This window comes from Bacteroidota bacterium (assembly GCA_016722375.1).
In the GTDB taxonomy this organism is placed as follows: domain Bacteria; phylum Bacteroidota; class Bacteroidia; order Chitinophagales; family LD1; genus Bog-950.
Genome location: JADKJG010000001.1, coordinates 343,684 through 369,894 on the forward strand (window position 1 = coordinate 343,684; position 26,211 = coordinate 369,894).

Below are 26,211 nucleotides of genomic sequence, written 5' to 3' on the forward strand. Positions count from 1 at the left end.
ATTCCAAATCATGCTGCCTTATGTTTGGCCGGAACATGGAAGTAAGGACGAAATTTATCCATGATGAAATCAGGAGCCACGATAATTCTATTGGTCTTAGCGTTGATAAAAATCATGTGCGTCTCGCCCTGGTTGATAAGAATGTTCTTTTCGTTATAGACTTCATACATAAATACGATGGTACGGTTAGGCATCTGCGGAACAATCGTTTTAATCGTGAGCAATTCATCATAATAAGCCGGACGAATATATTTGATGTTCATCCGCGTAATGGGCATAAAGGTACCAGACTCTTCAATCTCTTTATAGGTAAGGCCGATAGAACGAACCGTCTCTACACGGGCCTGTTCGTAATAGTAACCGTAGTTACCATAATACACATAACCCATTTGGTCGGTATCGCCATACCGGACTCTAATTTGATGATTATAGGTCAACATTGCCTCTGATAAGTTCGGCATACACTACTGGATGTTAATTTTAAATAAATGGTATAATCTGAGTGGAAAGATGAGAAGTATCTTGAGGATTATGACCATTGTGATATGGAAAATTTCCACAGGAATACGGAAATGTACAATAATTAGAATGGACCAATATGAGTTTATTACGTTTTTGAATTAGCATATATTCGCGTGGTGTTTCCCGGAATGAAAAAGAAGTTTTTGGATGAATCGGTTAGTTCGGCTGAATTCTTCTTGACACACAATAGAAAGAAACCGGACATTGTACTGAGCCAAAAGTTGTATAACGAACTCAGCACTTTAAAAGGAAACTGGCTCTGGATCTTTTGTTCGCAAAAAGATAAACCGGAGGTGTTTCACCTTGCTTCGCTGTTTCATTCAGTTGCTCTTTCCAACGAACAGATAGATTTACGCATCGCAGAAATAGAGATGGACGAGATGCCAATATTGTTCTGTTTTGAACAAGACAAAGAAGAACATTTAGATCCTTTTTTTGTTACCGGAGATTATGTCCCTATTGAAAAAAACGACCGGATATTGTTGGGTAATTTATTTGAAACCATCAAATCCTGGAAAGAACCAAGACCATCTTATAACTAACACCACATTATTAATTCACCTTACAATTTTACAATGTCAGAAATTACGAAGACCTCAGAAATACGCTTTAAGATTGGATTGAACGAACAGAATGTTCCGCTGGACATCAAGTGGATGGCGACCGACTCGAAAAATCACGAATTACGCGATTGTAAAAGCATCATGATTTCTATTTGGGATATGGTTCAAAATCAAACATTAAAGATTGATCTCTGGACGAACGATATGAATACCGACGAAATGCATTCGCATTATTTCCAAACCTTACTTTCTATGACTGAATCATACTCCAAGGCTACTGGCAATCCTTATGCTGTAGAAGAGATGAAAAAGTTTGCTCAACAATTAGCAAAGCAGACTGCAGAATGGGAGGACACTAAAAAGTAGCCTTATAAGTACTCGCTGTATTGCAGACTTATAGATGAAGTAAACATACAGAGTCTCGTTCAATATTCAGGTTGCAAAAATGTATCAACCCTCGGTCAGATTTGAACCGGAAGGATTGTAAGATTCGTTGTTCATATCCGATGACCTTTATCAAGGCCCCTAAGCAGTTGTGTATAATTGTCTCAGGATTACGGTCATTAGGTTTTAAAACCACAAAAGACCTCTTCCCCTTTTAGGGCTTATTTTAGGGGTAATTAATGCGCAAATCTCAATATAAGGCGCTAATATTTCTTTTCAACATCCTTAAATCTGCCACTTTCCCCTTTTAATATGCGCGATTTCTTCAGATTATCAACATACAACTTGTAAAATAAGTAAATTTTTCTAAGAGCCGAGGGAAAGTTCTGCGTATAATAATCTACTATTGAACGAATTTTATGGCAGTTAAGAAAATCTACCAGAAAAAAAAGAAGGAATTACAAACCGTGACTTGTGAAAGATTTATGAGCCAGTTTGGCATTCAGTTTCTCTATGCATTTTTGCTCTTGTTACTTGCTGATAATTCCTTTTCGCAAGTCGCCATTACTTATAATGGTGATGCGCAGTCTATTACTCAATTCCTTACTGGCTCTGGTGTTACGATAAGTAATTACACAATAAACTGCGACAACAAGGGGATTGGAACATTTACAAGCACCGGAACTAACCTTGGTATTTCACAAGGAGTTGTATTATCTACGGGGAATATAGCATCCATTCCACAGGTGGCAAGTTCTCTAGCATCCACCAAATTTACCAATACAGGTGATGCTCAACTTTCTACTTTAACAACAGGTGTTATCAATGACAAATGCGTTCTTGAATTTGATATTGTACCCCAGGGCAGTGTTTTGAAATTTGAATATGTATTCGGTTCCGAAGAATATCCTGAGTTTGTTTGCTCACAATACAATGATGTGTTCGGTTTTTTTATCAGCGGCCCAGATCCGGGAGGAGGGAATTACACAAATAAAAACCTTGCTACCATTCCAAACACTACGGTACCTGTGTGTATCAATAGTGTGAATCCGGGAGTGCCTGGGACTTACCAGGGGAACACGTGGAGTTCAGGCAATTGTCAGTCATTGGCTAATACAGGGTTTTATGTAAATAATGCACTCATCAATAACCCGAATATCGTTTATGATGGGATGACCGGAGTATTTTCTGCTATTGCACAAGTAACTCCTTGCCAAACTTATCATTTGAAAATTGCTATTGCTGATGTGACGGACCGGATTTATGATTCCGGGGTATTTCTTCGGGCATATTCTATTAGTGCCGCGCCATATAACGTTTCGGTTACTTCGGCTATAAATTATCCGGGATATACCTCCACTTACGAAGGTTGTGTAAACGGAACCATTAATGTCGGTATATCTGCGGCCCAAGCATCTAATGTGACATTAAACCTAACGGTTACTGGTTCTGCAACAAATGGAACTGATTACAACACTATCCCTTCCACTGTTACAATTCCTGCCGGACAAACCTCTGTTTCACTTCCGTTCACACCCGTGAATGATAATATAACTGAAGGCACAGAAACAGTGACGATATCAGTTGTGGATGTTTGTACCGGTCTCCCTTCGGCCACAACTACAATTAGTATTCAAGACCCTCCTACATCTACTTTGGTCGTGGGCGATTCAACATTATGTTCTGGACAGTCCACCCAATTGACGGCTTCAGGAGCTGCGGTTTATGCATGGTCTCCCTCAACAGGATTAAATAGTTCTAGTATTGCTAATCCAATAGCATCTCCAACTTCTACTACCACATACACAGTGACAATGACAGCGGGAAGTTGTGTTAAGATTTTGTCCAAAACAATTTCAGTCAGCAACTTATCTACTTCTATAACTGCTTCGCCCAACGGCTTGGTTTGTAACGGAGGCTCAGTCCAATTGACTGCTTCCAATACAGGAGGTGTTAATCCAATCTCTTTTTCTTGGAGTAATGGAAATGCAACATCTTCCATAAACGTTTCCACTAGTGGAACATATAACGTCACAGCAACGGATGCATTTTCTTGTACTGCATCTGCCTCACGGGCTACTAACATCTCAAATATCAATGTGAGCGGGTCATCCACAGATGTCTCTTGTTTTGGAGCCAACAACGGTAGTATCTCTCTGTCCGTGGCTGGATTGAATAGCCCATTCACATACAATTGGGGTGGAGGCATTTCAACTCAAAACAGGACGAACCTTACTGGAGGTAGCTATACAGTAACGGTGAGTAATACGGCGGGCTGTACGGCTACAGCATCATTCTCCATTTCTCAACCATCTTCTTCTTTATCTATTTCAGCATCTACCGCAAATATCGCTTGTTTCGGAGGAAACAACGGAGCGATTAATCTAAGTGTCAGCGGAGGAAGCAGTCCCTATACCTTTAGTTGGGGTGCTGGCGTTACTACGCAAAACAGAACTAATCTGTCTGCCGGTAATTATACGGTCACGGTCACCGATGCCAGTACTTGTTCTTCTACTTTCAGTACCGCCGTTACTCAGCCTGTTTCAGGTGTCAATATTACTCCTGTGCCCGTCTCCGCTTCTTGTTTTGGTACCAGTACCGGTAGTATTAGCCTCACTCTTGCCGGTGGAACTGCTCCTTATACTTATAACTGGGGAGGAGGTGTTACTACTTCCGCCAGAACCAATATCCCCGCAAGGAAGTTATAGCGTTACCGTCACCGATCTCAACGGTTGTACCGCTGCTCAAACTACTAGTGTAACTCAGCCTACGCTCCTCTCTTGCTTCTGCCAACCAGACCAATGCAGGTTGCTTTGGAGCCAGTAACGGGCTATCCAGTTATCCGTCACCGGAGGTACTGCTTCTTACAGCTATTTGTGGAGTAATAATGCTACCACTCAAAACTTATCCGGCCTCAGCAGTGGAACGTATTCTGTCACCGTACAGGATGCCAAAAGTTGTACCGCTACGCAATCGGTAAGCATCACTCAGCCTACGGCAATATCTGTCAGTGCTATCGCCAACAGTCCTTCTTGTTCCGGACAGTCAATGGTTCAGTTAACCTGACCGTCAGCGGAGGTACAGCAGGGTATACTTTCGTGTGGAATAACAGTGCTACCACTCAAAACCTCAGTAATGTAGCCGCCGGAACTTATCAGGTGACGGTCACCGATACCAAAGGATGTTCCGCTACCGGGTCGGCTAACTTATCGCAGGCATCTGTACTCAATATCAGTGCTACAAACTCCGCTATCGCTTGTTTCGGAGGAAACAACGGAGCGATTAATCTAAGTGTCAGCGGAGGAAGCAGTCCCTATACCTTTAGTTGGGGTGCTGGCGTTACTACGCAAACAGAACTAATCTGTCTGCCGGTAATTATACGGTCACGGTCACCGATGCCAGTACTTGTTCTTCTACTTTCAGTACCGCCGTTACTCAGCCTGTTTCAGGTGTCAATATTACTCCTGTGCCCGTCTCCGCTTCTTGTTTTGGTACCAGTACCGGTAGTATTAGCCTCACTCTTGCCGGTGGAACTGCTCCTTATACTTATAACTGGGGAGGAGGTGTTACTACTTCCGCCAGAACCAATATCCCCGCAGGAAGTTATAGCGTTACCGTCACCGATCTCAACGGTTGTACCGCTGCTCAAACTACTAGTGTAACTCAGCCTACGCTCCTCTCTGCTTCTGCCAACCAGACCAATGCAGGTTGCTTTGGAGCCAGTAACGGGGCTATCCAGTTATCCGTCACCGGAGGTACTGCTTCTTACAGCTATTTGTGGAGTAATAATGCTACCACTCAAAACTTATCCGGCCTCAGCAGTGGAACGTATTCTGTCACCGTACAGGATGCCAAAAGTTGTACCGCTACGCAATCGGTAAGCATCACTCAGCCTACGGCAATATCTGTCAGTGCTATCGCCAACAGTCCTTCTTGTTCCGGAACAGTCAATGGTTCAGTTAACCTGACCGTCAGCGGAGGTACAGCAGGGTATACTTTCTTGTGGAATAACAGTGCTACCACTCAAAACCTCAGTAATGTAGCCGCCGGAACTTATCAGGTGACGGTCACCGATACCAAAGGATGTTCCGCTACCGGGTCGGCTAACTTATCGCAGGCATCTGTACTCAATATCAGTGCTACAAACTCCGCTATCGCTTGTTTCGGAGGAAACAACGGAGCGATTAATCTAAGTGTCAGCGGAGGAAGCAGTCCCTATACCTTTAGTTGGGGTGCTGGCGTTACTACGCAAAACAGAACTAATCTGTCTGCCGGTAATTATACGGTCACGGTCACCGATGCCAGTACTTGTTCTTCTACTTTCAGTACCGCCGTTACTCAGCCTGTTTCAGGTGTCAATATTACTCCTGTGCCCGTCTCCGCTTCTTGTTTTGGTACCAGTACCGGTAGTATTAGCCTCACTCTTGCCGGTGGAACTGCTCCTTATACTTATAACTGGGGAGGAGGTGTTACTACTTCCGCCAGAACCAATATCCCCGCAGGAAGTTATAGCGTTACCGTCACCGATCTCAACGGTTGTACCGCTGCTCAAACTACTAGTGTAACTCAGCCTACGCTCCTCTCTGCTTCTGCCAACCAGACCAATGCAGGTTGCTTTGGAGCCAGTAACGGGGGCTATCCAGTTATCCGTCACCGGAGGTACTGCTTCTTACAGCTATTTGTGGAGTAATAATGCTACCACTCAAAACTTATCCGGCCTCAGCAGTGGAACGTATTCTGTCACCGTACAGGATGCCAAAAGTTGTACCGCTACGCAATCGGTAAGCATCACTCAGCCTACGGCAATATCTGTCAGTGCTATCGCCAACAGTCCTTCTTGTTCCCGGAACAGTCAATGGTTCAGTTAACCTGACCGTCAGCGGAGGTACAGCAGGGTATACTTTCTTGTGGAATAACAGTGCTACCACTCAAAACCTCAGTAATGTAGCCGCCGGAACTTATCAGGTGACGGTCACCGATACCAAAGGATGTTCCGCTACCAGGGTCGGCTAACTTATCGCAGGCATCTGTACTCAATATCAGTGCTACAAACTCCGCTATCGCTTGTTTCGGAGGAAACAACGGAGCGATTAATCTAAGTGTCAGCGGAGGAAGCAGTCCCTATACCTTTAGTTGGGTGCTGGCGTTACTACGCAAAACAGAACTAATCTGTCTGCCGGTAATTATACGGTCACGGTCACCGATGCCAGTACTTGTTCTTCTACTTTCAGTACCGCCGTTACTCAGCCTGTTTCAGGTGTCAATATTACTCCTGTGCCCGTCTCCGCTTCTTGTTTTGGTACCAGTACCGGTAGTATTAGCCTCACTCTTGCCGGTGGAACTGCTCCTTATACTTATAACTGGGGAGGAGGTGTTACTACTTCCGCCAGAACCAATATCCCCGCAGGAAGTTATAGCGTTACCGTCACCGATCTCAACGGTTGTACCGCTGCTCAAACTACTAGTGTAACTCAGCCTACGCTCCTCTCTGCTTCTGCCAACCAGACCAATGCAGGTTGCTTTGGAGCCAGTAACGGGGCTATCCAGTTATCCGTCACCGGAGGTACTGCTTCTTACAGCTATTTGTGGAGTAATAATGCTACCACTCAAAACTTATCCGGCCTCAGCAGTGGAACGTATTCTGTCACCGTACAGGATGCCAAAAGTTGTACCGCTACGCAATCGGTAAGCATCACTCAGCCTACGGCAATATCTGTCAGTGCTATCGCCAACAGTCCTTCTTGTTCCGGAACAGTCAATGGTTCAGTTAACCTGACCGTCAGCGGAGGTACAGCAGGGTATACTTTCTTGTGGAATAACAGTGCTACCACTCAAAACCTCAGTAATGTAGCCGCCGGAACTTATCAGGTGACGGTCACCGATACCAAAGGATGTTCCGCTACCGGGTCGGCTAACTTATCGCAGGCATCTGTACTCAATATCAGTGCTACAAACTCCGCTATCGCTTGTTTCGGAGGAAACAACGGAGCGATTAATCTAAGTGTCAGCGGAGGAAGCAGTCCCTATACCTTTAGTTGGGGTGCTGGCGTTACTACGCAAAACAGAACTAATCTGTCTGCCGGTAATTATACGGTCACGGTCACCGATGCCAGTACTTGTTCTTCTACTTTCAGTACCGCCGTTACTCAGCCTGTTTCAGGTGTCAATATTACTCCTGTGCCCGTCTCCGCTTCTTGTTTTGGTACCAGTACCGGTAGTATTAGCCTCACTCTTGCCGGTGGAACTGCTCCTTATACTTATAACTGGGGAGGAGGTGTTACTACTTCCGCCAGAACCAATATCCCCGCAGGAAGTTATAGCGTTACCGTCACCGATCTCAACGGTTGTACCGCTGCTCAAACTACTAGTGTAACTCAGCCTACGCTCCTCTCTGCTTCTGCCAACCAGACCAATGCAGGTTGCTTTGGAGCCAGTAACGGGGCTATCAGTTATCCGTCACCGGAGGTACTGCTTCTTACAGCTATTTGTGGAGTAATAATGCTACCACTCAAAACTTATCCGGCCTCAGCAGTGGAACGTATTCTGTCACCGTACAGGATGCCAAAAGTTGTAATACAATCACGAGCGTTGTCCTTCAAACACCTTTGGAATTGGCTGCAACACTTAACACTTCAGGTATTGTTTGCAGCGGTGCAAGCACAGGCTCAATCACCGCGATTGTGATTGGAGGCACCTCCCCATATTCATATTCTTGGAATATTGGTGGATCTTCACCCACTAAAAACAATCTTGCTGCTGGGAACTACGAAGTGATCATAACGGATGCCCAAAATTGCCATACAACAAAATCAACTGTAATAGCCGAATCACCAAAGATGGTGTTAAATGAAAGTGTAACTGATGTTAAATGTCACGGTGAAAATAGCGGATCAATAAACATTCAATCTAGTGGAGGCACAGCTCCATACAGCTTCTTATGGAGTGGAGGAAGCACGTCACAGAACAGAACCGGACTAATCAGTGGCAATTACCAATTGACCGTTACTGATGCTAATTCCTGTACGATAGAATCTTCTTATCAAGTTATCGAGCCATCCAAACTTTCCATAACTTCCTCCAAAAACAATGTACGTTGCTATGGGGAAAACAACGGGAATGCCAATATACTTGTTAGCGGTGGGACCATACCATTTCAATATAGCTGGAGCAATGGGAAAACCAGTGAGGATCTATACGACGTAGGTATCGGCACCTATTCACTGACCGTTACAGATATTAACCTATGTAAGGCTTACGAATCCATTACTATCACACAACCTTCGAAACTTGCCATGTTGGATAGTACTACTACTAACGTATCCTGCAACGGTAGAACCGATGGTAGCATTCATATAAAAATGAGTGGCGGAACTGCACCCTATGCTTATGAATGGACTGGTTCAACTAAAATAGGTCCCAGCATAGACAACCTGACCGCCAGAAAATATTCAGTAACAGTAAACGATGCCAACAACTGTTCTACTAGTTCAGAATTCAACATTAGCCAGCCGCTATCTTTAAAAGCTACTGTTATTTCAAAGAATATTGAATGTTATGGCGATGCCTCTGGAAGCATTGAAACCACTATCGCCGGTGGCACACCGAACTATATATATCAATGGTCCAACGGATCAAACCAAAAAGATCTTTCAGGAATAAAAGCAGATACCTATAATCTTGAGATTCAAGATTCAAAAGGCTGCACTACAACAGTTACCAGTATTATTTCGCAGCCGTCACCAATGATTCAATGCAAAGTATATCTACCCGTTTGTGCTAACCTTAGAGGAATGATAGATTTGACAGTAAGCGGAGGAAGTCAACCTTACACCCATAATTGGAGCAATGGTTATAGTACAGAAGACCTATATGACCTCGTTTCGGGAACTTATGATGTAACCGTTAACGACGCCAATGGATGCAGTATGGATTCTTCCTTTGTAATTAGCAATTCGGATGCGTTTCATGTAAATGCTTCCGGAGGGGGAACAATAAAGTTGGGGGAAAGTACTGAGTTGTCGGCTGTTGCTACCGGCTCTAATCAAACAACCTTTAGCTGGACTCCAACTCAAACTTTAGAGTGTGCTTCGTGCAACCACAGTGTAGCCAGACCTCTTGAGAATACATTGTTTACGGTTGTAGCCATAGACACCAACGGTTGCATGGCCCAAGACACGGTATCTGTAATTGTGATAGATGATTATAATCTTTTCGCTCCAAATGTATTCACTCCAAATGGTGACGGCAACAATGACGTATTTCAGCTATTTGGCAATCTGGAAAGTATTCACACCATTAGTGTGACCATATTTGACCGCTGGGGTGAAAAAGTATTTGAATCCGAAAACCCACACTTCCAATGGGATGGTATTTATAAAGGCGAATTCCTACAGCCCGGCATTTATCCGTATCTTTTGAAAGTAGTACGTGTAAATGGTCGCAGCGAATCTTTGCAACGAGGCAGCATCACCCTCTTGAAATAACTGCAACGGTTATCTTGTAAGAATCCAGTTAAAAAAATAGATTTGCGCTCCCTAATGGGGGATTAGCTCATCTGGCTAGAGCGCTTGCATGGCATGCAAGAGGTGGTCGGTTCGACTCCGATATCCTCCACAACATTTGAATAAAGCGTCCCGACGGTTTGTCGGGAAGTCGGTCGGTTTGATTACGATATCCTCTAAACTTCTTTTCTGGTTCTCCTGACAGCAGGTGAGAATTTACTTGACAAACGTCTTTTACAAAAAGCTATCAATAGCTAACACATAGCTTTCCAAACCAAAACCTGCGATGATTCCTTTACAAGCACCGCTGATTAGGGAAGTATGGCGAAACTCCTCGCGAGCATAGGGATTACTAATATGCACTTCAATCACTGGTGTTTTGACGGATACCACAGCGTCGCGTATCGCTACGCTGGTATGTGTATATCCTCCGGCATTCAGAATAATGCCGTCATACCCGAAACCAACTTCTTGTATTTTATTGATGAGTTCTCCTTCCACGTTGGACTGATAGGATGTCAGCTGAATTTCGCTGCTGTAAACATCCTTAATCTCCGCGAAAAAATCTTCAAAACTAATATCCCCGTATATTTCTGGCTCCCGCTTTCCTAGCAGATTGAGATTGGGCCCGTTGATGATGATAAGTTTCTTCACAACCAGATTAGGTTACACGTCATAATTCAAGACAATGCCATGACTTTTAGGGTGCGATTGGCAAGTCAATACATATCCCTTGGCAATCTCCCCATCCGTCAGGCTTTCTCGGTCATCCATTTCTACTTTCCCGGAAACCAATTTAGCACGACAAGTGCAACAGGCAGCCACCATACAGGAGTAGGGAGGGTCGTAGCCAGCATCTAAAGCTGCTTCTAGTATTGTTTCTTTTCCGCTCACCTCAAACTCACGTTCCTTGCCGTCGTATATAATCTTCACTTTTGTTTTTCCCTCAAAAGGGACATCACCTATCACTGCAGCACCCACATCGGCAGCCTTTTTATCTTCATCTAATCTCGCAGTAAAATATTCAATATGAATTTGCTCTTTGGAAATTTGTAGCGTCCCCAATGCCTCCTCAATACTCTTCATCATCGGAGTAGGTCCACAGATGAAGAACACCGCTTGCTGAAAGTTCAGATCGGTATTTTCACGCATAAGCCTTAAAGCCATATCCTTGACCATATAGCCGGTATAAGGCCATGCGCTACTAGCCGGTGCATCAAAAATATGAACCAGTTTAAGTCTGTCGGAATGTTGCGCCGAAGCCTCCTCCAGTTTATCCTTAAAAATAATACTGCTCTCATTTCGGTTTCCGTAAAAGAGCGTCACCTTACTTTGAGGTTCTTTTGTTAAGACCGATTTAAGAATGGAGATAATCGGAGTGATGCCGGAACCTCCAGCAAACAATATATAATGCTTTTGATTACTCGCTTCAATAGGAGCGTGGAAATTACCCATCGGCTCCATCACTTCTATTTCAATCCCCGGCTTGAAGTTGTCGTTGATGAAGTTCGACCCCTTCCCTCCTGATACTCTTTTAACCGCAATGGTCAGCGGTTCATTGAGATATGGAGAACTGCAAAACGAATAAGAACGATTTACATGCTCTCCGTTGATGAGTAATTTAAGTGTAGTGTATTGGCCAGGGTGATAAATGTAATGTTGTTTTATCTCTTCAGGCACTTCAAAAGATACCGAAACTGCTTCCGCAATTTCATTCTTTACTCCCGACACCTTGAGTTTATGGAATTTAGACATCAATAGATTTTTGAGGGCGCTAATATAAAAACAGTAAGGGCGATTAGTAAACCGCCCTTACATGATTCTTGTCAATCGAAATAACCTAACAATAATGTTCGAAAATCTTTTTGAGATGTGCCGTGACTGTTTCCGCGCTATTTCCTTCTATTTGGTGGCGCTCAACAAAGTGTACAAGCTTCCCATCTTTGAACAACGCAATACTGGGAGAAGATGCGGGATAAGGCAAGGTATATTCTCTGGCCTTGCTTACTGCTTCTGTATCTACGCCTGCAAAGGCTGAGACCAGTTTCATCGGAAGTTTGGTAGATTCTTTTACTGCCGCTTTGATAGCAGGACGAGCTGAACCGGCTGCACATCCGCAAACAGAGTTAAATACTAAAAGTACTGTACCGCTGTCCGGCTTCAACGCAGTGTCAACATCGGCAGGGGTTAATAATTCTTCAAAACCAACTTGTGCTAAGTCGGCTTTCATCGGTGCTATTAATTCTTGTGGATACATGTTGTTTATTGAGTTTTAATTATTAAAAATGATTAATCGCCTAATTCTGAGTTGGGAGTGCTGAATGTGGTTGCATTTTTACGAAGTACAGTTTTTAATTCCTATTATGTTCCAAACTCAGCATTATAAAAATCCTAATTCCAATTTTGCTTCTTCGCTCATCATCTCCTGATTCCAAGGCGGTTCGAAGACCAATTCTAAGGTTACATCTTTTACCCCTGCTACTGTTTTTGCTTTTTCTTCTACTTCTCCGGGCAGTATTCCTGCCACCGGACAATTGGGTGAAGTGAGGGTCATCACTATCTCTACATTAAAATCAGCCAGAACATTGATTTCGTATATTAAACCCAAATCAAAGATATTAACCGGAATCTCGGGATCGAACACCGTCTTAAGAACTTCGATGATTCCAGTTTGAACCTGTTCTTCAGTAATCACTTCACTCACAGTGGGGCAAATTTAGATGAATTCTATCAAATGAACGTAAATAACCGTTAAACCACCTCTGTTTTGAATTCAGAATTAAAGTGAAACTCAATCTCAGGATTGTTTTCACGCTCCATCTTGAGGAACCACTCCGAAGGGGCGAGATATACCAAGTGCCCGTCTTTATCATGCACAATATTGCTGTGTTTAAAGCGGATAAAATCTTCTAGTTTCTGCTGATTATCAGATCGCAACCAACAGGCCCTCGTCATACTGATCGGTTCAAAACGACAACTGGCAGCGTATTCGTGAAGTAAGCGATATTGAATCACTTCAAATTGCAACTCTCCTACCGCGCCTACAAACCTCCGGTTGCCGGGCTGTTGGGTAAATAACTGTGCTACGCCTTCGTCGGTCAGTTGCGTGATTCCTTTTTCCAACTGCTTGCTTTTCATCGGGTCGGTGTTTACCAGTTCCTTAAATATTTCGGGAGAGAAGGAAGGAATGCCTCTTATCTGGAAATTCTCCCCTTCGGTCAACACGTCGCCAATTTTGAAACTGCCGGTATCATATAGCCCGACCACATCGCCGGGATAGGCTTCATCCACAATGTTTTTGGATTGTGCCATAAAGGTAACGGGTGTACTGAACCGGAATTTTTTATTCAACCGGACATGGTGATAATAGGTATGTCGCTCAAAAGTTCCGCTCACTATCCGCATAAAAGCTATCCGGTCACGGTGCTTAGGGTCCAGGTTGGCATGGATTTTAAAGATAAAGCCAGTCATCTTTTTTTCATCCGGCTCTACAAAGCGCGTATCGGTTTCTCTGCCACGCGGTGTAGGACTAATTTCTAAAAAGGTATCGAGCAATTCTTGTACTCCGAAGTTATTGACCGCAGAGCCAAAGAACACCGGAGCAAGATTTCCCTTCAAATATTCGGCTACGTCAAAAGTATCGTAAACGATTTCCAGCGTCTCCACATCTTCGCGCAGTTGGGTGGCATCTTTCTCGCCGACCATAACATCCAATTCCTGATCGTTAATATCAGTGATATTCAGCACCTCATCCGCTACTTTGGTAGTGCTGGGTTTAAAAAGATTCAGATATTTTTTGTGTAAATTATAAACCCCCTTGAACAAAGTTCCCCGGTTGATAGGCCAGGAAAGCGGGCGCACACGAATCTTCAATTCCTTCTCTATTTCATCCAACAAATCAAACGGGTCGCGTCCCTCGCGGTCTAATTTGTTGATGAACACAATTACTGGCGTTTTCCGCATGGCGCAGACCTCCATCAATCTGCGGGTTTGCACCTCCACTCCTTTCACCGAATCTACGACCATAATGACCGAGTCCACGGCGGTGAGGGTGCGATAGGTATCTTCAGCAAAATCTTTGTGGCCGGGCGTATCGAGAATGTTGATGAGCTTGTCTTTATATTCAAAACTCATAACGGAAGTAGCCACAGATATTCCCCGCTGCTTTTCAATCTCCATAAAATCGCTGGTAGCCGTCTTCTTGATCTTATTGCTCTTCACCGCGCCCGCCGTTTGAATGGCGCCGCCAAAAAGCAATAGCTTTTCGGTCAGCGTGGTTTTGCCCGCATCGGGGTGACTGATAATGCCGAACGTTCTTCGTGTGTTGATTTCCTCCTTTAATCCCATCTCTTTTCTAAAAGGTTGCGAAAATAAGAGAATTGGTTTCTTGATGGTGATGAATGGAGAGTGCTACCTGCCCGTCCGGCAGTGGGAATGCTGAGTAGAACATCCGTCCCAAATCATATAAATCCTGCAGCCGGATATGTAAGTCCCCCCAAAAACTATGTTACGCTCGTTGCAAACTATATAGTTCGTGGCAAAAACCATATAGTTCGGCCCAAAAACTATGTAGGTCTGGGAAAAAACCATGTAGGTCTGTTCAGAAACTATATAGGTTCAGAAAAAAACTATGTGGGTCTGGCTGAAAACTATGTAGGTCTAGGGAAAAACTACATAGGTTCAGGCAAAAACTATGTAGGTCTGTTCAGAAACTATATAGGTTCAGGAAAAAACTATGTAGGTCTGGCCGAAAACTATGTAAGTCTAGGGAAAAACTATATAGGTTCGGGTAAAAACTATGTAGGTCTGCTCAGAAACTACATAGGTTTAGGAAAAAACTACTTAAAAATGGCCGCCTTTTTAACATTTACTTCAGCTCAAAAGATGATTCGGAGCTAAAATCTTAATTTTTAACACTAAAATCATTCAGAACATTCAAAAACCTATCAATTATATGATATCGTCCAATTTTGGTAAAAGACAATCGGAATAGAGTTTTGTTATTTACAATGAAATGAAACATTTACAAACCTAGCTCGTATAAAAATGCAATGATTCTTGACTAAGTTAATTCCAACGCAGTTTAAAAATCAAAAGCAAACCGATATGAAACATCTAAACAAATCTTCTCTAAGCAAAGCAGTTAAATTTGATAAAACCAATCGTTTTAACACCATTCTATGGATGGCCTGCTTTCTGTTGGTAGGGATGTACGCTCATGGGCAATATTCCACTTTCTATTTTAATTCGGCAAGTCCGGCGGATGGACCGAGCGCGCATGCTTCGTACTGTTATTCTAGTACAAGTTTGCCTTACACGTATTGTCAAGGTACTGATATGCCCGCTTACTTTGCCGCAGGCACTCCTCCTAGCTTCAAAGCTTTCAATGCCGCGCAAACACTAAGCGATGCTGCAGTTGTGAACTGGGGAAATAAATTCTTAACCTATTCACTAGGATTGACCGGAGCTATCACCATCACCTTTGATCCTAACTATAAGGCAGATTTCGGAGGACTTACTGTATATAATGTGGATGATTTTGACCGTGATTTTACCATTAATGCGTATGATGTGGAAGGAGGTAATTTGATTGCTACTAAAACCCAGACAGTAGCTGTGGGACAAGCGGTCCCTATTACTATTGACAATGCAAGCCCTGTAGGATTTGTGAAAGTTACGCCTTCAGCTCCTGCCGGTTTCGGCATCAACAATATATTGTTAGCTGAACCATTGTTGTGTAGTATGCCTTCAACTCCTACCATATCCGCTACCAGTTCAGCGATTACAATAGGCGGTTCGACCACATTAAGCATTTCTGCTGGTTCATTAAATGAGGCAACCAGTTGGAAATGGTATTCTGGCAGTTGTGGCGGAACATTAGTTGGCACCGGAACCAGTGTGGATGTTTCGCCTACTCAAACCACCACCTACTTTGCTCGTGGTGAGGGAGGCTGTGTGGTAAATGCTGTCTGCGGAACAAAAACTATTACTGTCAATCCTTTAACGATGACTTGGACTGGTGCAACAAGCAATGATGTGAACAACCCAAGCAATTGGAGTCCGGCAATGGTTCCATCTGGATGTATGAACAATGTGTATATTCCTTCTGTTTCAAGAATGCCATCTTTTGAGGCGACTATGAATATTAGAGATCTTAAATTAGGAAATTCTGTAGCCATCACACTCAATGCGAACGTGAATGTTTGCGGTGATTTAATCGGAGGCGGTAGCACTACTTCCTCCATTAACGGAAATGGATTAATAGTTCTTTCCGGAAACAGAACACAGCAAATTAGCGGAAAAACATCTATCAACTACTTGCGCTTAGACAACGCATCAGGAGCAGTTCTATTGGCCGGCGCTAATGTGGATATAAAAAAGTCTCTGGAGCTTAAGAATGGAGAGTTCGTTGCTTCTACCGGGACCATCACGCTCAAAAGCACCTCTGCAAGCAACCTGGCGATTATAGATAATTTCAGTGCGGGCTATTCAGGAACATTCACTGGTACGATTACAGCAGAAAGAGTTTTTGCAGCCTCCGGCACCTATGATCAGCACTTGATGGGTTCGCCAGTAAACAGGCCCTCTTTAAGTCAATTTGGCGCAAGCGAAAGCGGCTTCGTTGTTCCTACCAATGATTGTGATGAAACCAAGCTGACGATGAAATCTCCTTATGGAACGGTATTTACCTATCATGAAGAAATGGGAACCACTTGTGCTCTGGCAGGTTGGAAAGCGGAAAGTTCGGGAACGGCTGAAAACGGTTTGGGATATTCCGTTCTACAGAAAGGTGCTGGGAAAATCACGCTCACCGGTTCGCCAAATTTGAATAGCTCCTATTCGGTGAATAATTTAACCAACACTGGTTGGATGAACTTTACCAAACAAGGAAATGCCATGTCATCTGGTTGGCACCTACTGGCGAATCCTTATCCTGCCACTATGAATATTACTGAATCGAATGCAGGCTTTGATAATCAAATACAGATTTGGCATTCAGATGGCCCTTATCAAGGTTCTTATCAGGCTGGAACTATTGGAAGTAATGTAGTGGTTGCTCCATTTCAAGGCTTTATGGTCCATAAAACGGATGTAGGAGGAACTGCAGACTTTACCATACACGGATCGGACCGAGTAACTACTGCACAGCGATTCTATAAAGAAGACAAGGAGAATACAATCGAACTCGTTGTGGAAAACGCTACTCAAACACTGCTTGACAAAACGACTGTTGGATATAATCTTGATGCTACTGATGGTTTTGATCCGGCTTTCGATGCCAATAAACTGTCTGGCACTCCAGACCGCCAGTTGATTTATAGCGTGAGTGATACGCAGTGGATGTCTGTAAATATGCTAAAATCTATACAAGAATCTCCAGAAGTACCTGTGCATTTTTATGCGGGGACAGATGGTCAGTTTAATCTCTTGTTTAACGGGGTGAGTAGTTTTGATCCTACTGTTCTGATTATGCTGGAAGATAAAAAGCAACATCTGTTTCATAACATCAGAAGCGGGAATTATGCTTTCTATTCCTCTGTTTCTGATAATCGCGATCGGTTTGTACTTCACTTTACCCCTGCTGCTATTATCCTTTCGGTTCCAGCCACTTGCACGAATAGTGGAAAGTTGATTGCTGAACAACAAGGGGAAGCTGATTGGGACTTTACTATCACCGGATCAAACAACAACAACATTTGTACCGGGAGATTCAACCAGAACTCGGCTATTAATACCAGTCTGGCAAAAGGAGTTTATACTCTTACTTTGAGAAATGACTATAACTATGCGGTGCTCAAGACCTTTACTATTGAAGGAGCAGATACTTTAATCGCCTCCTTTAACCTTTCATCTGAAAACCTGAACACAGGCGAAACTCTTGAACTGACCAGCGAATCTAACAATGCCACAGCTCACAATTGGAGCTTTGGAGATGGAACGGACGATGTTGGCACTACTACTTCACACACCTACAATGAAGAAGGTATCTATACGATTACTTACACCGCCACTAATGCAAGCGGATGCGAAAGCACTGTACAGAAAACAGTGACCGTAACCAAATCAGTGGCAAGTGGAATACAAGAGAAAAAAACAAGCTCAAAAGATATTTTGATCTGGGGGCATGAAAATGAAGTGATAGTTGACTTTACGAAAACACCGAGTGTAAAAGCTACTATTACAATCTTCAATATCCTTGGACAAGAAGTTGTAAGTGTCCGCCACGAGCAGAATAATGTTTTCCGATTACCGGTTAATAATGTTTCCGGGGGTTATGCCATCGTAAAAGTGATGAACCAGAACGAAACTACCATTGCCAGAGTTTACTTAAAGTAACTAAGCTCTCCCCCCATATTCTTAAAAGCGCTGCCCATTTGGGTAGCGCTTTTTTTATGGGCAGTTTACTCTCCTTCTTTTGGCTTCAGCCCCTCTTTAGAACGGATAAAATTATATGGGTCAGTTTTACTCTCATACATTTTTTCTATTTTCGGAAGGAAATCGAACCTCATGAAATCTCTATTCATATCTTTCTTGTTTGCTTTTACCTCCTTGGGCGCCTACGCACAATACTCTTTAATATTTTGTGAAGATGTCAACCCCGAAGGAGTTCCTAAAATGCCGGCGAGCGCCTTTATGGTAAGTGATCGAGGAGGCGTACTTAGGTTTATGGTTCGTGGAGATGAAGAATTAAACATGGACAGTATCAAGTATCAACTGTACTTTATTAATCAAGGCGGCGATGAAGAATTCGTTACAGAGTTTATGCAGAATGTGGAACCGGGATGGAATTATGCTTGGAAAGAAGTAGTCTTTTTTGACCCGGGCAATTATCGGGTCAAGGTTATTGATTCTAAAGATTCTTACCTCACTTCGGCTAATCTTACTATTAAACGTCCTTAAGGTTTCGTCATTTTTTGAACTGTTTTATAATCCCTTACTTTATTCTCTATGAAATATAGTCCGCTCTTTGTTTCCTTACTTTTTGTTTTCTCCTCCATATCCGCTTTTTCACAAGCTAAGAAGGAGCCGGTGAAGGAAAAGAAAAGTTTGTTGGATAAGGTCAGTGAACTACCCGATGTCCTTATTTCGCAAAAAGAAAAGGTGGACACCAATGCGAGCAGATTTATTCAGGACATTTTATCTATAGAAGTACCGCCAATATGGAAAGAAAAAGGTGTCATGCTTTTCAATGACTTAAAACTGAACAAAACGGATAAAGAGCCGTTAAATACTTCATTGCCCTTGCCCGCAAAGAAAATTATTCAAGGCGTTACCATCACGCTGAACTCAATTAAGAAATCTCCGGCTGACAAAAAAGCAATGACCGTTGCGTCTATTAAATCACACTTGGTGGCATTTTATAAAGATGCCGGAACAAAAGTTGATCAGAAGGAGTTGGATGAACAGGTAAATAGCATGATTTCTGCCCCCCAGTCCTTCACAACGTCTCAAGGCAAAACAGGAGATTTATATTTCATCAACGACATTCAAACTCAGCAGTCGAGTTATATCATATTACTCATCGTCCCAGATGCCGTTCCCAACTTCTGCCATTTTGTACAATTCCAGTATTATCGCTTTATCTACGAAACCACCATCCCTGAAGATGTGATGGAATGGAAGACCTTCGTATATCCCGATGAACAAGAAGTCTATGTAAATTTCACTAAGGATATTTTGAAAACATTAGTCATTAATAAATAGTTAGCCTTTATGAATCTCTTAAGCTATTTTGCAAATCACCTGAACTACTATTAATCTATGGACGATATTGTATGCAACATCAATAATGCAGAACCTGATAATTATTGCTCTAAAGCTGCGTTTACTGTTGTAGAAGCGCTAATGTCTCACCCGCTTTCAGGAGTTCATCCCTTTATCAAAGCTGTGGACAAGTTTACAGAAGATGACTTCATCCGACTTAACCATAAAGTTCAAAACGAGGTGAATACCAAGATATATTTGACTGAGCGAGACCTGATTGTCTATTATTCTGTCGTATATTTTGCCTCTATTGCAGTCAATAGCAGCGCGGAAACCCAATGGCTCATCCCGTATTATTCTGGAAAGGAATCTACATTCAATATTCTTAAAGCTCAGGTCACAGATTATGCCAAATCTATTGCCATTCAATTCAATCAGAATTTATCCCATTTGGACGAGTTTATGGAGATAGTCAAAATGATTCCGGTGGAATAAAATCGGCTAAGTACCTTGAATTGAAAGTTGAAAAAATAAGCTGCTGTTTGAAAACCTCTTCATTTTGGTTCAACATAATATTCATCCTGGTATTGGTCTTCCATTTTACCTCGCTGCATGCATCTGGGGACAAAAGAAAAATTTATGATAACAAGCGACATAAAATCGGTATCCAACGCGGTTTCAGTTTTCAAAACGGATTGGCGGTAGATTACATCTATCGAGTCCATTATTTTCAGTTGCAATACCACTATGCCTTTTTTGTGACAAAAAATTGGTCTTTCGAATTGGTATTTCAGCCACAATACAACGAGGTGCAACTGAAAAATGATCGAGAAGACGCCGCATTCTCCAAAGCTTGGGAAGTCGGGTTGAACGGTGGTCTGATGGTGCGCAAAAATATCTTGAAAGACCGGCTAGGCTTTTTCGCCTGCGTCAGTTCGGGGCCGCACTATCTGTCACAGTCTGTGCCTCGACAGGCACATGGCTTTATCTTTTCGGATAATTTTTTTGCAGGGATTAATATAAAGTTGATAAAGATTATGCACCTCGATACGCGCTTTGGTTTACGCCACGTCAGCAATGCAGGTATCAAAAACCCAAACGGTGGCATCAACAATCTGTTTGGCAGCCTAGGGTTGTTCTTTGTTTTATAAAGAGCAAACACTGATTCCTATCATCCAGTTCTTTGCTTTGCACAAAAACATCTAACCTTATACCCTATTTAAATACATAGGCTACTTTGATAAAGGCTATCATACAATAACTAAATAAAAAAAGAAAGATGAAAATTACCTTTCATGGTGCTGCACGCACCGTAACCGGCAGTAAACATTTGTTGGAACTAAAAGATGGGACAAAAATCCTGTTGGACTGTGGCATGTTTCAGGGCAACCCCAAAGAAGCAGACCGCCTGAATCGCGAGTTCGGTTTCAATCCGGCAGAAATAGATGTAGTGCTCCTCTCCCACGCCCACATTGACCATTGTGGCCTCATTCCTCGTTTGGTTAAGGAAGGATTTACCGGAACCGTATATTGTACACCCGCCACCTTCGATTTGGCAAAAATTCTGTTGATGGATTCGGCTCATATCCACGAATCTGACATCCGTTATCTCAACAAAAGAAAAACCGCCAGAGGCGAAAAGCCGCTCACACCGCTGTATACTACCGACGATGTGTATCTCGCACTCAGCCATTTTCAAACCATAGACCGCGACCAGTGGCTGGCACTGAAAGACGGAGTTGAGTTTATGTACAGTAGCGTTGGGCATATTTCAGGAAGTTGTGCTATCAACCTGCGGATAGATGAAAATGGAAAGAAAACCCGGCTAACCTTCAGCGGCGATGTTGGGCGATACGGAGATGATATCCTGCTTTCGCCTGATCCTTTTCCACAGGCAGATTATATCATTCTCGAATCTACCTACGGCGATCGCTTGCACGATAGTTCGCAGCTGACCTCTAACCGGTTGCTCGAAATCATCGTAGATACCTGCTTGAAGAAAAAGGGGAAGCTGATTATACCGGCTTTCAGCGTAGGACGCACACAGGAAATCGTTTATATCCTTAACCGGTTGGAAGTGGAAAAGCAATTACCCAACATTGATTTCTTTGTGGATAGCCCGCTTTCTGCCAAAGCTACCGAAGTGGTGAACCAGCATCCGGAGTGTTTTAATAAAAACCTATTGGAGTATATGAAGAAAGACCCCGAACCTTTTGCATTCAAGCGATTGAAATATATTACTAAGGTAGAAGATTCCATGGCGCTAAATAACCGCCATGAACCGTGTGTAATTATTTCAGCTTCGGGCATGGCCGATGCCGGACGAGTAAAGCACCATATCAAATACGCTATCGAAAACAAAAAGAATACCATTCTGATGGTCGGATACTGCGAACCGAATTCATTAGGTAGAAAGCTCATTGACCGCCACGAAACCGTCACGATTTACGGAGAACCTTTTCGAGTGAAGGCGGAAGTGGAGGTACTGCGCTCATTAAGTGCTCACGGCGATTATGAAGATTTATGTCAGTACCTTTCTTGCCAGAATCCCAAGGAAGTAAAAAAACTTTTTCTCGTACATGGAGAATATAAAGTGCAGCAAAATTTCCAGAACCGCCTAATTAAAAAAGGATTTGCTGAGGTGGAGATACCGGAAATACACCAAACATTTTTTATTTGATTGAATGAATGAGTTGAGCTAAGTAAATATGAACGTCAAACAACGGATTCATCAGGTCTCATCACCTTAGAGGTGGGCGAGCACACGGCGCTCTTCATCTTACTCACCAAACAAGGAATAGTTCAGCGCAAGGGCGACGGCAACCCGGGACATACACACCCTGCCACTAATGCATGGTGTTCGAGCGATGGACATTCTGAAGCCTTGATGATGACGATACCGGAGGATACTTTTAATTATATTCATGTTTACCCTCGCCCAAATATCATCGGAACTGAATGTAGGCTGACGACTATCTTTCAGGCAAAGGATGATCTAGACTATTCATTCCGTGTCGTATATGGTTCCGATTCAGAAGGACCGCCAAGTGAATTGGCCGAAATCCTAATCAACGCCGTAAAGATTACCGAGGGTTGGTACCAGCGTCAGATCAATGAAAATACCCCGGCAGAAAAAAAGTGGTGCCAGGTTTGGAAATAGTCTGCTGATGGTTCTGATTCCATAAAAATGCCCCTTCCGATAAATGGAAGAGGCTGTATATAGAGAGCGAACAAAAGATTAACGCATGGCTAAGTATTGGTTTAACTCCCGCGCGCTGCTCGAAAAGGTGAATGCGTTGTTCACCAGATAATAACGCTGCGGATCCACGGTTTTGGGGTAAGCCATCTTGGCAATATCCAACCGAGAGCTGTCGAAGTAGAATAAATCCATCAGTTCCAGCACCTGAGCAGTCGTGAAGTAGTTGTACGCCATAGCCTGACGAAAGATGGAGAGTTTAGTACTCTCAAAAGATGCGTGGTAAATAGTTTGATGCAAACCGGCAAAGTCTCGGGAAGTCATGGGTACAGGTACGCAAACCGGAACCGGTGCAGGACAAACAGAGCGAACATGCAATACCGGCTTAAAGTATTGTGGATGGCTGTATGTCCTTTCATTTCCTTGACGAGCTAAAGGGCGATATACATTTTCCTGACGGCTGTCGTGTCCGACCCTTCCATTGTTTCCAGCAAAGGCGAATTGCACAAAGGCAATAAAGGCGGCGATGATTATTTTCTTTTTCATAGTTGGTTTCTCCTGTTGCTATTTTAGTGAATGAATATGTTCTTAAGATGAAACCAAGACGTGAAAGTTTAATTCATAGAAAAAGATTGTTTGTGAAAATATGTAAAGCAAAAGTTGCTCCTTGACCCAAACCGGCTTAAAGTATAAGGACTTCTCCGTTGAATAGTTATGCCTGTGGTTTAACATAAAATGGAGCGTTCGTTAGGTAACAAATGCCTAACTTAGTTTCGGCTAACAGGACTTAGGTTCTGGCGTCCAGTTTTGTTGAATAACAAAATCAGTTGCATTAGAATGGTAAATTATTGTTCACTTTCCTAAATCTAAATTTATGAAATGGTTATCAGACTTGTGGCATTTGCCGATGCTTTGGGACATTATTGTTCCAGTAATAGTGGTGTTTCTTTTCGTCGCATTTCTTTTGTGGGAATCCAGATTGCCACCTGAAAAGAAGATGCTACGAAGGTTTCGGAGAAAAATAAAGCAAGACCCTCCTCAGAATTAAGGTGATTATAGGAAGGAGGTAACGTCGGCAATCTTGTAGCTTCCATTCACTTCAAGAAACCCGAAAAACTTGCGGTCTATCCGTTTGGGAGAGATGAATAAAACCTCTACCACGGGCATGCTGCGGCCATCAGGTTGAGCCATTTCAAAAGTGCGGGTATAATCTCTGGTTTCAATCCCACTGTTCCACTTATTAAAAACATAAGCGGTAGTTCTGATAACTGTTTTGTCGTGATTGTTTTTATAGCTAAACACATCATTTCCAAAACGTCTTTCATCGGGGCCTCGGTAAACAATTTCGGAAGCCAAGCGCTCGTAATCTTTCTTTTCGCAGGCATCAAAAACATTATCGAGAATCGAAGACAATATCGGTATCAAAGAAGTATCGGCATGAGGCAGGGTTGTTGTATTCGATGACTGAAAAGAGGTATGGGTAGAATCCACAGCAACCGCTGCGGGATCCTCTTTTTTATTACATGATTTGCATGACGGCAAAGTGAACAGCAAAAACAAACCAGCAGAGAATAAAGACAGCAAAAACATCCTATAATTCATGCGCCGAATATAGAGGTCTTTTTATTGCAAGCGAATTTTCAACATCTGCTGTGTTCGTGAGCTGATCTTGAAGCGCTCATCCAATCGGTAACCTGCCACCCATACAATTTTCTTGTCTGACTCAATAACCCAAATATTTTCCTTTTCGTTCAAAGGAACTTTCTCATCCGTCAGAAACTTCTTGAGCTTCTTCTTTTTCATCTTCATTCCGAAGGGATAGAAGTAATCGCCGGGTTTCCACCGGCGGACAATGAGCGGAAAGTAAGCTTACCCATATCAATATGCACCACGTTTGAAGTAGTAGCCAATTTCAATTCTGATGGCGGACTATTGATTTCAATTCGCTCCATCAACAACTTCTTTTCGCCCAAACTCACCTCTACATCCTGGTCATCTATCAAGCGGATGGTGAAATCCTGCTCGGGTAATCGGGTGAGGATAAAGAATCGGCGGTCTTTAATCACACGTGCGGTACTGGTTAGGAACTGCTTCCCGGGTATGTCGTCAAGATTTGTGAGCATGTCGTTCACTTGCGCAGCATTGAAACCATAATCTTTCAAGTACTCGTAAAGAACCGTCGAAATATTCTTGGTTTTCTTCAGTTTCAAAATAGGAATATAGATATCGTTCCTTCGCGGAATAAATAGTTGAGCGGATGATTTACTTACCGACCGGTTATATAACGCTTCCAGTTCTGACCATACCGCAATCTTCTCTGAAATGGTTTTCTCTAAAGACGGATTGATTTCTTTCATCAAGGGGATAAGGTGATGGCGGATTTTGTTCCGCATATATTTATCCTCTGCGTTCGAGCTATCCTCTCTGTATGCTAATTGGTACTCCTTCATGTACGATTCTATCTCTTCTCTGGAAGCAAACAAAATCGGACGAACGACATTTCCCTGTCGAACAGGTATGCCGCGCAAGCCGCGAATACCGGTGCCCTTAATCAGGTTGTAGAAAATGGTTTCTATGTTGTCATTCAATTGATGTGCTGTGGCAACCAGTTGAAAGTCCTTTTCCTTTCTTAAGTCTTCAAACCATTCATAGCGCAGTTGTCGCGCGGCTAATTGTATGGATAGCTTGTTTTCCTCAGAATACTCTTTCGTATTAAATCGCTTGACAAAAACCACTACCGAATATTTTTCTGCTAATCTCTTTACAAATGATTCGTCTTCGTCAGACTCTATTCCCCTTAATTGAAAATTGCAGTGCGCTATGACAAACGGAAATTCAGCTTGGTGAAACAAATCACACATCACAACAGAATCCACGCCACCGCTCACCGCCAGAATAGTTTTCTTCTTTCGGCTCGCCATTCGATTATCGGCGTTAAACTCCTGAAATTTTTGCAGCAACGATTTATTCTTGTTCATGCTCGATAGATTCCAAAGCCTCTTGTAATTCACGGAGCGTCTTTTTCTCTGACGCCGCCTCCGATTGTTTCATTCCCAACCGATACACTTCGACAGCACGCTTCCTATTATCCATCTCTTCATGCAACTTTCCCAGTTGATAGTAAGTAGGAATGTATGTGGGTGTTTGGTGAAGAATAAGTTCGAATAAACGAATGGATTCTTCTTTGTTGCTGCTCATATACTCCAAAGCAATGGCAAACTTGAGAAAGGTATCGCCGGGACTGGCCTGTTCCATTTCCTTCAATTTTTCGAGGCGATTTATCATGGGTTTGTAGATAGAATTACGTTTTGATAGTTGGTAAACTTACATACTTTCGCAC

29 protein-coding genes, 1 tRNA gene and 2 pseudogenes are annotated in these 26,211 nt (G+C 42.9%); 21 read left to right on the forward strand and 11 right to left on the reverse strand.

The window, feature by feature from the left end:
• Positions 1-8 precede the first annotated feature (8 nt).
• On the reverse strand, positions 9-440 hold the full coding sequence (locus IPP77_01545) for an acyl-CoA thioesterase (GenBank protein MBL0308407.1): 432 nt from the start codon (positions 438-440) through the stop codon (positions 9-11).
• Positions 441-650: 210 nt separating this feature from the next.
• Between IPP77_01545 and IPP77_01550 the strand changes: the two genes are divergently transcribed.
• From IPP77_01550 to IPP77_01610, 13 genes and pseudogenes are all read left to right on the forward strand, one after another.
• Entirely contained in the window at positions 651-1,064 is a 414-nt protein-coding gene (locus tag IPP77_01550) for a hypothetical protein (GenBank protein MBL0308408.1), read from the forward strand.
• A 33-nt stretch (positions 1,065-1,097) separates the two neighbouring features.
• A complete protein-coding gene (gene gldC / locus IPP77_01555) occupies positions 1,098-1,451 on the forward strand; it encodes a gliding motility protein GldC (protein ID MBL0308409.1) in 354 nt (117 codons plus the stop codon).
• 437 nt (positions 1,452-1,888) lie between these two features.
• Positions 1,889-4,177, forward strand: a complete 2,289-nt coding sequence (locus tag IPP77_01560) for a choice-of-anchor L domain-containing protein (protein MBL0308410.1) — start codon at positions 1,889-1,891, stop codon at positions 4,175-4,177.
• Positions 4,178-4,301: 124 nt separating this feature from the next.
• On the forward strand, positions 4,302-4,535 hold the full coding sequence (locus IPP77_01565; protein ID MBL0308411.1) for a hypothetical protein: 234 nt from the start codon (positions 4,302-4,304) through the stop codon (positions 4,533-4,535).
• Positions 4,427-5,131, forward strand: a complete 705-nt coding sequence (locus IPP77_01570) for a SprB repeat-containing protein (protein MBL0308412.1) — start codon at positions 4,427-4,429, stop codon at positions 5,129-5,131. Before IPP77_01565 ends, IPP77_01570 begins: the two co-directional genes overlap by 109 nt.
• A gap of 71 nt (positions 5,132-5,202) precedes the next feature.
• Positions 5,203-5,490 (forward strand): annotated as a pseudogene (locus tag IPP77_01575) (SprB repeat-containing protein).
• A 132-nt stretch (positions 5,491-5,622) separates the two neighbouring features.
• Entirely contained in the window at positions 5,623-6,159 is a 537-nt protein-coding gene (locus IPP77_01580) for a SprB repeat-containing protein (protein MBL0308413.1), read from the forward strand.
• Positions 6,086-6,337 carry a hypothetical protein gene (locus IPP77_01585; protein MBL0308414.1) on the forward strand — a complete coding sequence of 84 codons (252 nt, stop codon included), beginning with the start codon at positions 6,086-6,088 and terminating at the stop codon, positions 6,335-6,337. The genes IPP77_01580 and IPP77_01585 overlap by 74 nt, the downstream gene beginning before the upstream one ends.
• Positions 6,285-6,482 (forward strand): SprB repeat-containing protein, encoded by a 198-nt coding sequence (locus IPP77_01590; GenBank protein MBL0308415.1) that lies wholly within the window; start codon positions 6,285-6,287, stop codon positions 6,480-6,482. Before IPP77_01585 ends, IPP77_01590 begins: the two co-directional genes overlap by 53 nt.
• Positions 6,448-6,606: pseudogene (locus IPP77_01595) on the forward strand (SprB repeat-containing protein). The gene IPP77_01590 and the pseudogene IPP77_01595 overlap by 35 nt, the downstream one beginning before the upstream one ends.
• Positions 6,603-8,153 carry a SprB repeat-containing protein gene (locus IPP77_01600; GenBank protein MBL0308416.1) on the forward strand — a complete coding sequence of 517 codons (1,551 nt, stop codon included), beginning with the start codon at positions 6,603-6,605 and terminating at the stop codon, positions 8,151-8,153. Before IPP77_01595 ends, IPP77_01600 begins: the two are co-directional and overlap by 4 nt.
• Positions 8,081-9,952 carry a gliding motility-associated C-terminal domain-containing protein gene (locus IPP77_01605; GenBank protein MBL0308417.1) on the forward strand — a complete coding sequence of 624 codons (1,872 nt, stop codon included), beginning with the start codon at positions 8,081-8,083 and terminating at the stop codon, positions 9,950-9,952. Before IPP77_01600 ends, IPP77_01605 begins: the two co-directional genes overlap by 73 nt.
• 56 nt (positions 9,953-10,008) lie before the next feature.
• Positions 10,009-10,082: transfer RNA gene (locus IPP77_01610), tRNA-Ala, on the forward strand.
• Between the two features lie 122 nt (positions 10,083-10,204).
• Here IPP77_01610 and aroQ read toward each other — a convergent pair.
• The 5 genes from aroQ to IPP77_01635 all read right to left on the reverse strand — a co-directional run bounded on the left by aroQ (position 10,205) and on the right by IPP77_01635 (position 14,317).
• Positions 10,205-10,624, reverse strand: coding sequence for a type II 3-dehydroquinate dehydratase (aroQ, locus tag IPP77_01615; GenBank protein ID MBL0308418.1), 420 nt, complete (start codon positions 10,622-10,624; stop codon positions 10,205-10,207).
• Positions 10,625-10,636: 12 nt separating this feature from the next.
• Positions 10,637-11,725 carry a 2Fe-2S iron-sulfur cluster binding domain-containing protein gene (locus IPP77_01620; protein MBL0308419.1) on the reverse strand — a complete coding sequence of 363 codons (1,089 nt, stop codon included), beginning with the start codon at positions 11,723-11,725 and terminating at the stop codon, positions 10,637-10,639.
• A gap of 85 nt (positions 11,726-11,810) precedes the next feature.
• The gene (locus IPP77_01625; protein ID MBL0308420.1) at positions 11,811-12,227 is read right to left on the reverse strand and encodes a BrxA/BrxB family bacilliredoxin; all 417 of its coding nucleotides are present in this window, start codon (positions 12,225-12,227) and stop codon (positions 11,811-11,813) included.
• A 123-nt stretch (positions 12,228-12,350) separates the two neighbouring features.
• Positions 12,351-12,674: an SUF system Fe-S cluster assembly protein gene (locus IPP77_01630; GenBank protein MBL0308421.1), complete on the reverse strand. Its 324-nt coding sequence runs from the start codon at positions 12,672-12,674 to the stop codon at positions 12,351-12,353.
• A gap of 47 nt (positions 12,675-12,721) precedes the next feature.
• Positions 12,722-14,317: a peptide chain release factor 3 gene (locus IPP77_01635; protein ID MBL0308422.1), complete on the reverse strand. Its 1,596-nt coding sequence runs from the start codon at positions 14,315-14,317 to the stop codon at positions 12,722-12,724.
• A gap of 60 nt (positions 14,318-14,377) precedes the next feature.
• Between IPP77_01635 and IPP77_01640 the strand changes: the two genes are divergently transcribed.
• From IPP77_01640 to IPP77_01675, 8 genes are all read left to right on the forward strand, one after another.
• Positions 14,378-14,869 carry a hypothetical protein gene (locus IPP77_01640; protein MBL0308423.1) on the forward strand — a complete coding sequence of 164 codons (492 nt, stop codon included), beginning with the start codon at positions 14,378-14,380 and terminating at the stop codon, positions 14,867-14,869.
• Between the two features lie 207 nt (positions 14,870-15,076).
• The gene (locus IPP77_01645; GenBank protein MBL0308424.1) at positions 15,077-18,307 is read left to right on the forward strand and encodes a PKD domain-containing protein; all 3,231 of its coding nucleotides are present in this window, start codon (positions 15,077-15,079) and stop codon (positions 18,305-18,307) included.
• Between the two features lie 171 nt (positions 18,308-18,478).
• Positions 18,479-18,871, forward strand: a complete 393-nt coding sequence (locus IPP77_01650) for a hypothetical protein (GenBank protein MBL0308425.1) — start codon at positions 18,479-18,481, stop codon at positions 18,869-18,871.
• Positions 18,872-18,919: 48 nt separating this feature from the next.
• A complete protein-coding gene (locus tag IPP77_01655) occupies positions 18,920-19,675 on the forward strand; it encodes a hypothetical protein (GenBank protein MBL0308426.1) in 756 nt (251 codons plus the stop codon).
• Positions 19,676-19,732: 57 nt separating this feature from the next.
• Entirely contained in the window at positions 19,733-20,170 is a 438-nt protein-coding gene (locus tag IPP77_01660; GenBank protein MBL0308427.1) for a hypothetical protein, read from the forward strand.
• A gap of 47 nt (positions 20,171-20,217) precedes the next feature.
• Entirely contained in the window at positions 20,218-20,826 is a 609-nt protein-coding gene (locus tag IPP77_01665; protein MBL0308428.1) for an acyloxyacyl hydrolase, read from the forward strand.
• 128 nt (positions 20,827-20,954) lie between these two features.
• Positions 20,955-22,355, forward strand: a complete 1,401-nt coding sequence (locus IPP77_01670; protein ID MBL0308429.1) for an MBL fold metallo-hydrolase — start codon at positions 20,955-20,957, stop codon at positions 22,353-22,355.
• A gap of 72 nt (positions 22,356-22,427) precedes the next feature.
• A complete protein-coding gene (locus IPP77_01675) occupies positions 22,428-22,835 on the forward strand; it encodes a hypothetical protein (protein MBL0308430.1) in 408 nt (135 codons plus the stop codon).
• 78 nt (positions 22,836-22,913) lie between these two features.
• On the opposite strand, the gene IPP77_01680 is transcribed toward IPP77_01675, so the two are convergent.
• The 5 genes from IPP77_01680 to IPP77_01700 all read right to left on the reverse strand — a co-directional run bounded on the left by IPP77_01680 (position 22,914) and on the right by IPP77_01700 (position 26,156).
• Positions 22,914-23,417, reverse strand: a complete 504-nt coding sequence (locus tag IPP77_01680) for a DUF4476 domain-containing protein (protein MBL0308431.1) — start codon at positions 23,415-23,417, stop codon at positions 22,914-22,916.
• 507 nt (positions 23,418-23,924) lie between these two features.
• Positions 23,925-24,473, reverse strand: coding sequence for a hypothetical protein (locus IPP77_01685; GenBank protein MBL0308432.1), 549 nt, complete (start codon positions 24,471-24,473; stop codon positions 23,925-23,927).
• Positions 24,474-24,494: 21 nt separating this feature from the next.
• Positions 24,495-24,725 (reverse strand): tRNA lysidine(34) synthetase TilS, encoded by a 231-nt coding sequence (gene tilS, locus IPP77_01690; GenBank protein MBL0308433.1) that lies wholly within the window; start codon positions 24,723-24,725, stop codon positions 24,495-24,497.
• Positions 24,677-25,849: a tRNA lysidine(34) synthetase TilS gene (tilS, locus tag IPP77_01695; GenBank protein ID MBL0308434.1), complete on the reverse strand. Its 1,173-nt coding sequence runs from the start codon at positions 25,847-25,849 to the stop codon at positions 24,677-24,679. Before tilS (IPP77_01695) ends, tilS (IPP77_01690) begins: the two co-directional genes overlap by 49 nt.
• On the reverse strand, positions 25,836-26,156 hold the full coding sequence (locus IPP77_01700) for a hypothetical protein (GenBank protein MBL0308435.1): 321 nt from the start codon (positions 26,154-26,156) through the stop codon (positions 25,836-25,838). Before IPP77_01700 ends, tilS (IPP77_01695) begins: the two co-directional genes overlap by 14 nt.
• Positions 26,157-26,211: the final 55 nt, after the last annotated feature.

Excerpts from the sequence above, each read along its gene's own strand:
- IPP77_01545 (MBL0308407.1), bottom strand. The coding sequence starts at position 440 with ATGTTGACCTATAATCATCAAATTAGAGTCCGGTATGGCGATACCGAC.
- IPP77_01670 (MBL0308429.1), top strand. The coding sequence starts at position 20,955 with ATGAAAATTACCTTTCATGGTGCTGCACGCACCGTAACCGGCAGTAAA.
- IPP77_01625 (MBL0308420.1), bottom strand. The coding sequence starts at position 12,227 with ATGTATCCACAAGAATTAATAGCACCGATGAAAGCCGACTTAGCACAA.
- IPP77_01620 (MBL0308419.1), bottom strand. The coding sequence starts at position 11,725 with ATGTCTAAATTCCATAAACTCAAGGTGTCGGGAGTAAAGAATGAAATT.
- IPP77_01700 (MBL0308435.1), bottom strand. The coding sequence starts at position 26,156 with ATGATAAATCGCCTCGAAAAATTGAAGGAAATGGAACAGGCCAGTCCC.
- IPP77_01680 (MBL0308431.1), bottom strand. The coding sequence starts at position 23,417 with ATGAAAAAGAAAATAATCATCGCCGCCTTTATTGCCTTTGTGCAATTC.
- IPP77_01685 (MBL0308432.1), bottom strand. The coding sequence starts at position 24,473 with ATGAATTATAGGATGTTTTTGCTGTCTTTATTCTCTGCTGGTTTGTTT.
- IPP77_01655 (MBL0308426.1), top strand. The coding sequence starts at position 18,920 with ATGAAATATAGTCCGCTCTTTGTTTCCTTACTTTTTGTTTTCTCCTCC.
- gldC (MBL0308409.1), top strand. The coding sequence starts at position 1,098 with ATGTCAGAAATTACGAAGACCTCAGAAATACGCTTTAAGATTGGATTG.
- tilS (MBL0308434.1), bottom strand. The coding sequence starts at position 25,849 with ATGAACAAGAATAAATCGTTGCTGCAAAAATTTCAGGAGTTTAACGCC.
- IPP77_01650 (MBL0308425.1), top strand. The coding sequence starts at position 18,479 with ATGAAATCTCTATTCATATCTTTCTTGTTTGCTTTTACCTCCTTGGGC.
- IPP77_01660 (MBL0308427.1), top strand. The coding sequence starts at position 19,733 with ATGGACGATATTGTATGCAACATCAATAATGCAGAACCTGATAATTAT.
- IPP77_01550 (MBL0308408.1), top strand. The coding sequence starts at position 651 with ATGAAAAAGAAGTTTTTGGATGAATCGGTTAGTTCGGCTGAATTCTTC.
- IPP77_01560 (MBL0308410.1), top strand. The coding sequence starts at position 1,889 with ATGGCAGTTAAGAAAATCTACCAGAAAAAAAAGAAGGAATTACAAACC.
- IPP77_01645 (MBL0308424.1), top strand. The coding sequence starts at position 15,077 with ATGAAACATCTAAACAAATCTTCTCTAAGCAAAGCAGTTAAATTTGAT.
- IPP77_01635 (MBL0308422.1), bottom strand. The coding sequence starts at position 14,317 with ATGGGATTAAAGGAGGAAATCAACACACGAAGAACGTTCGGCATTATC.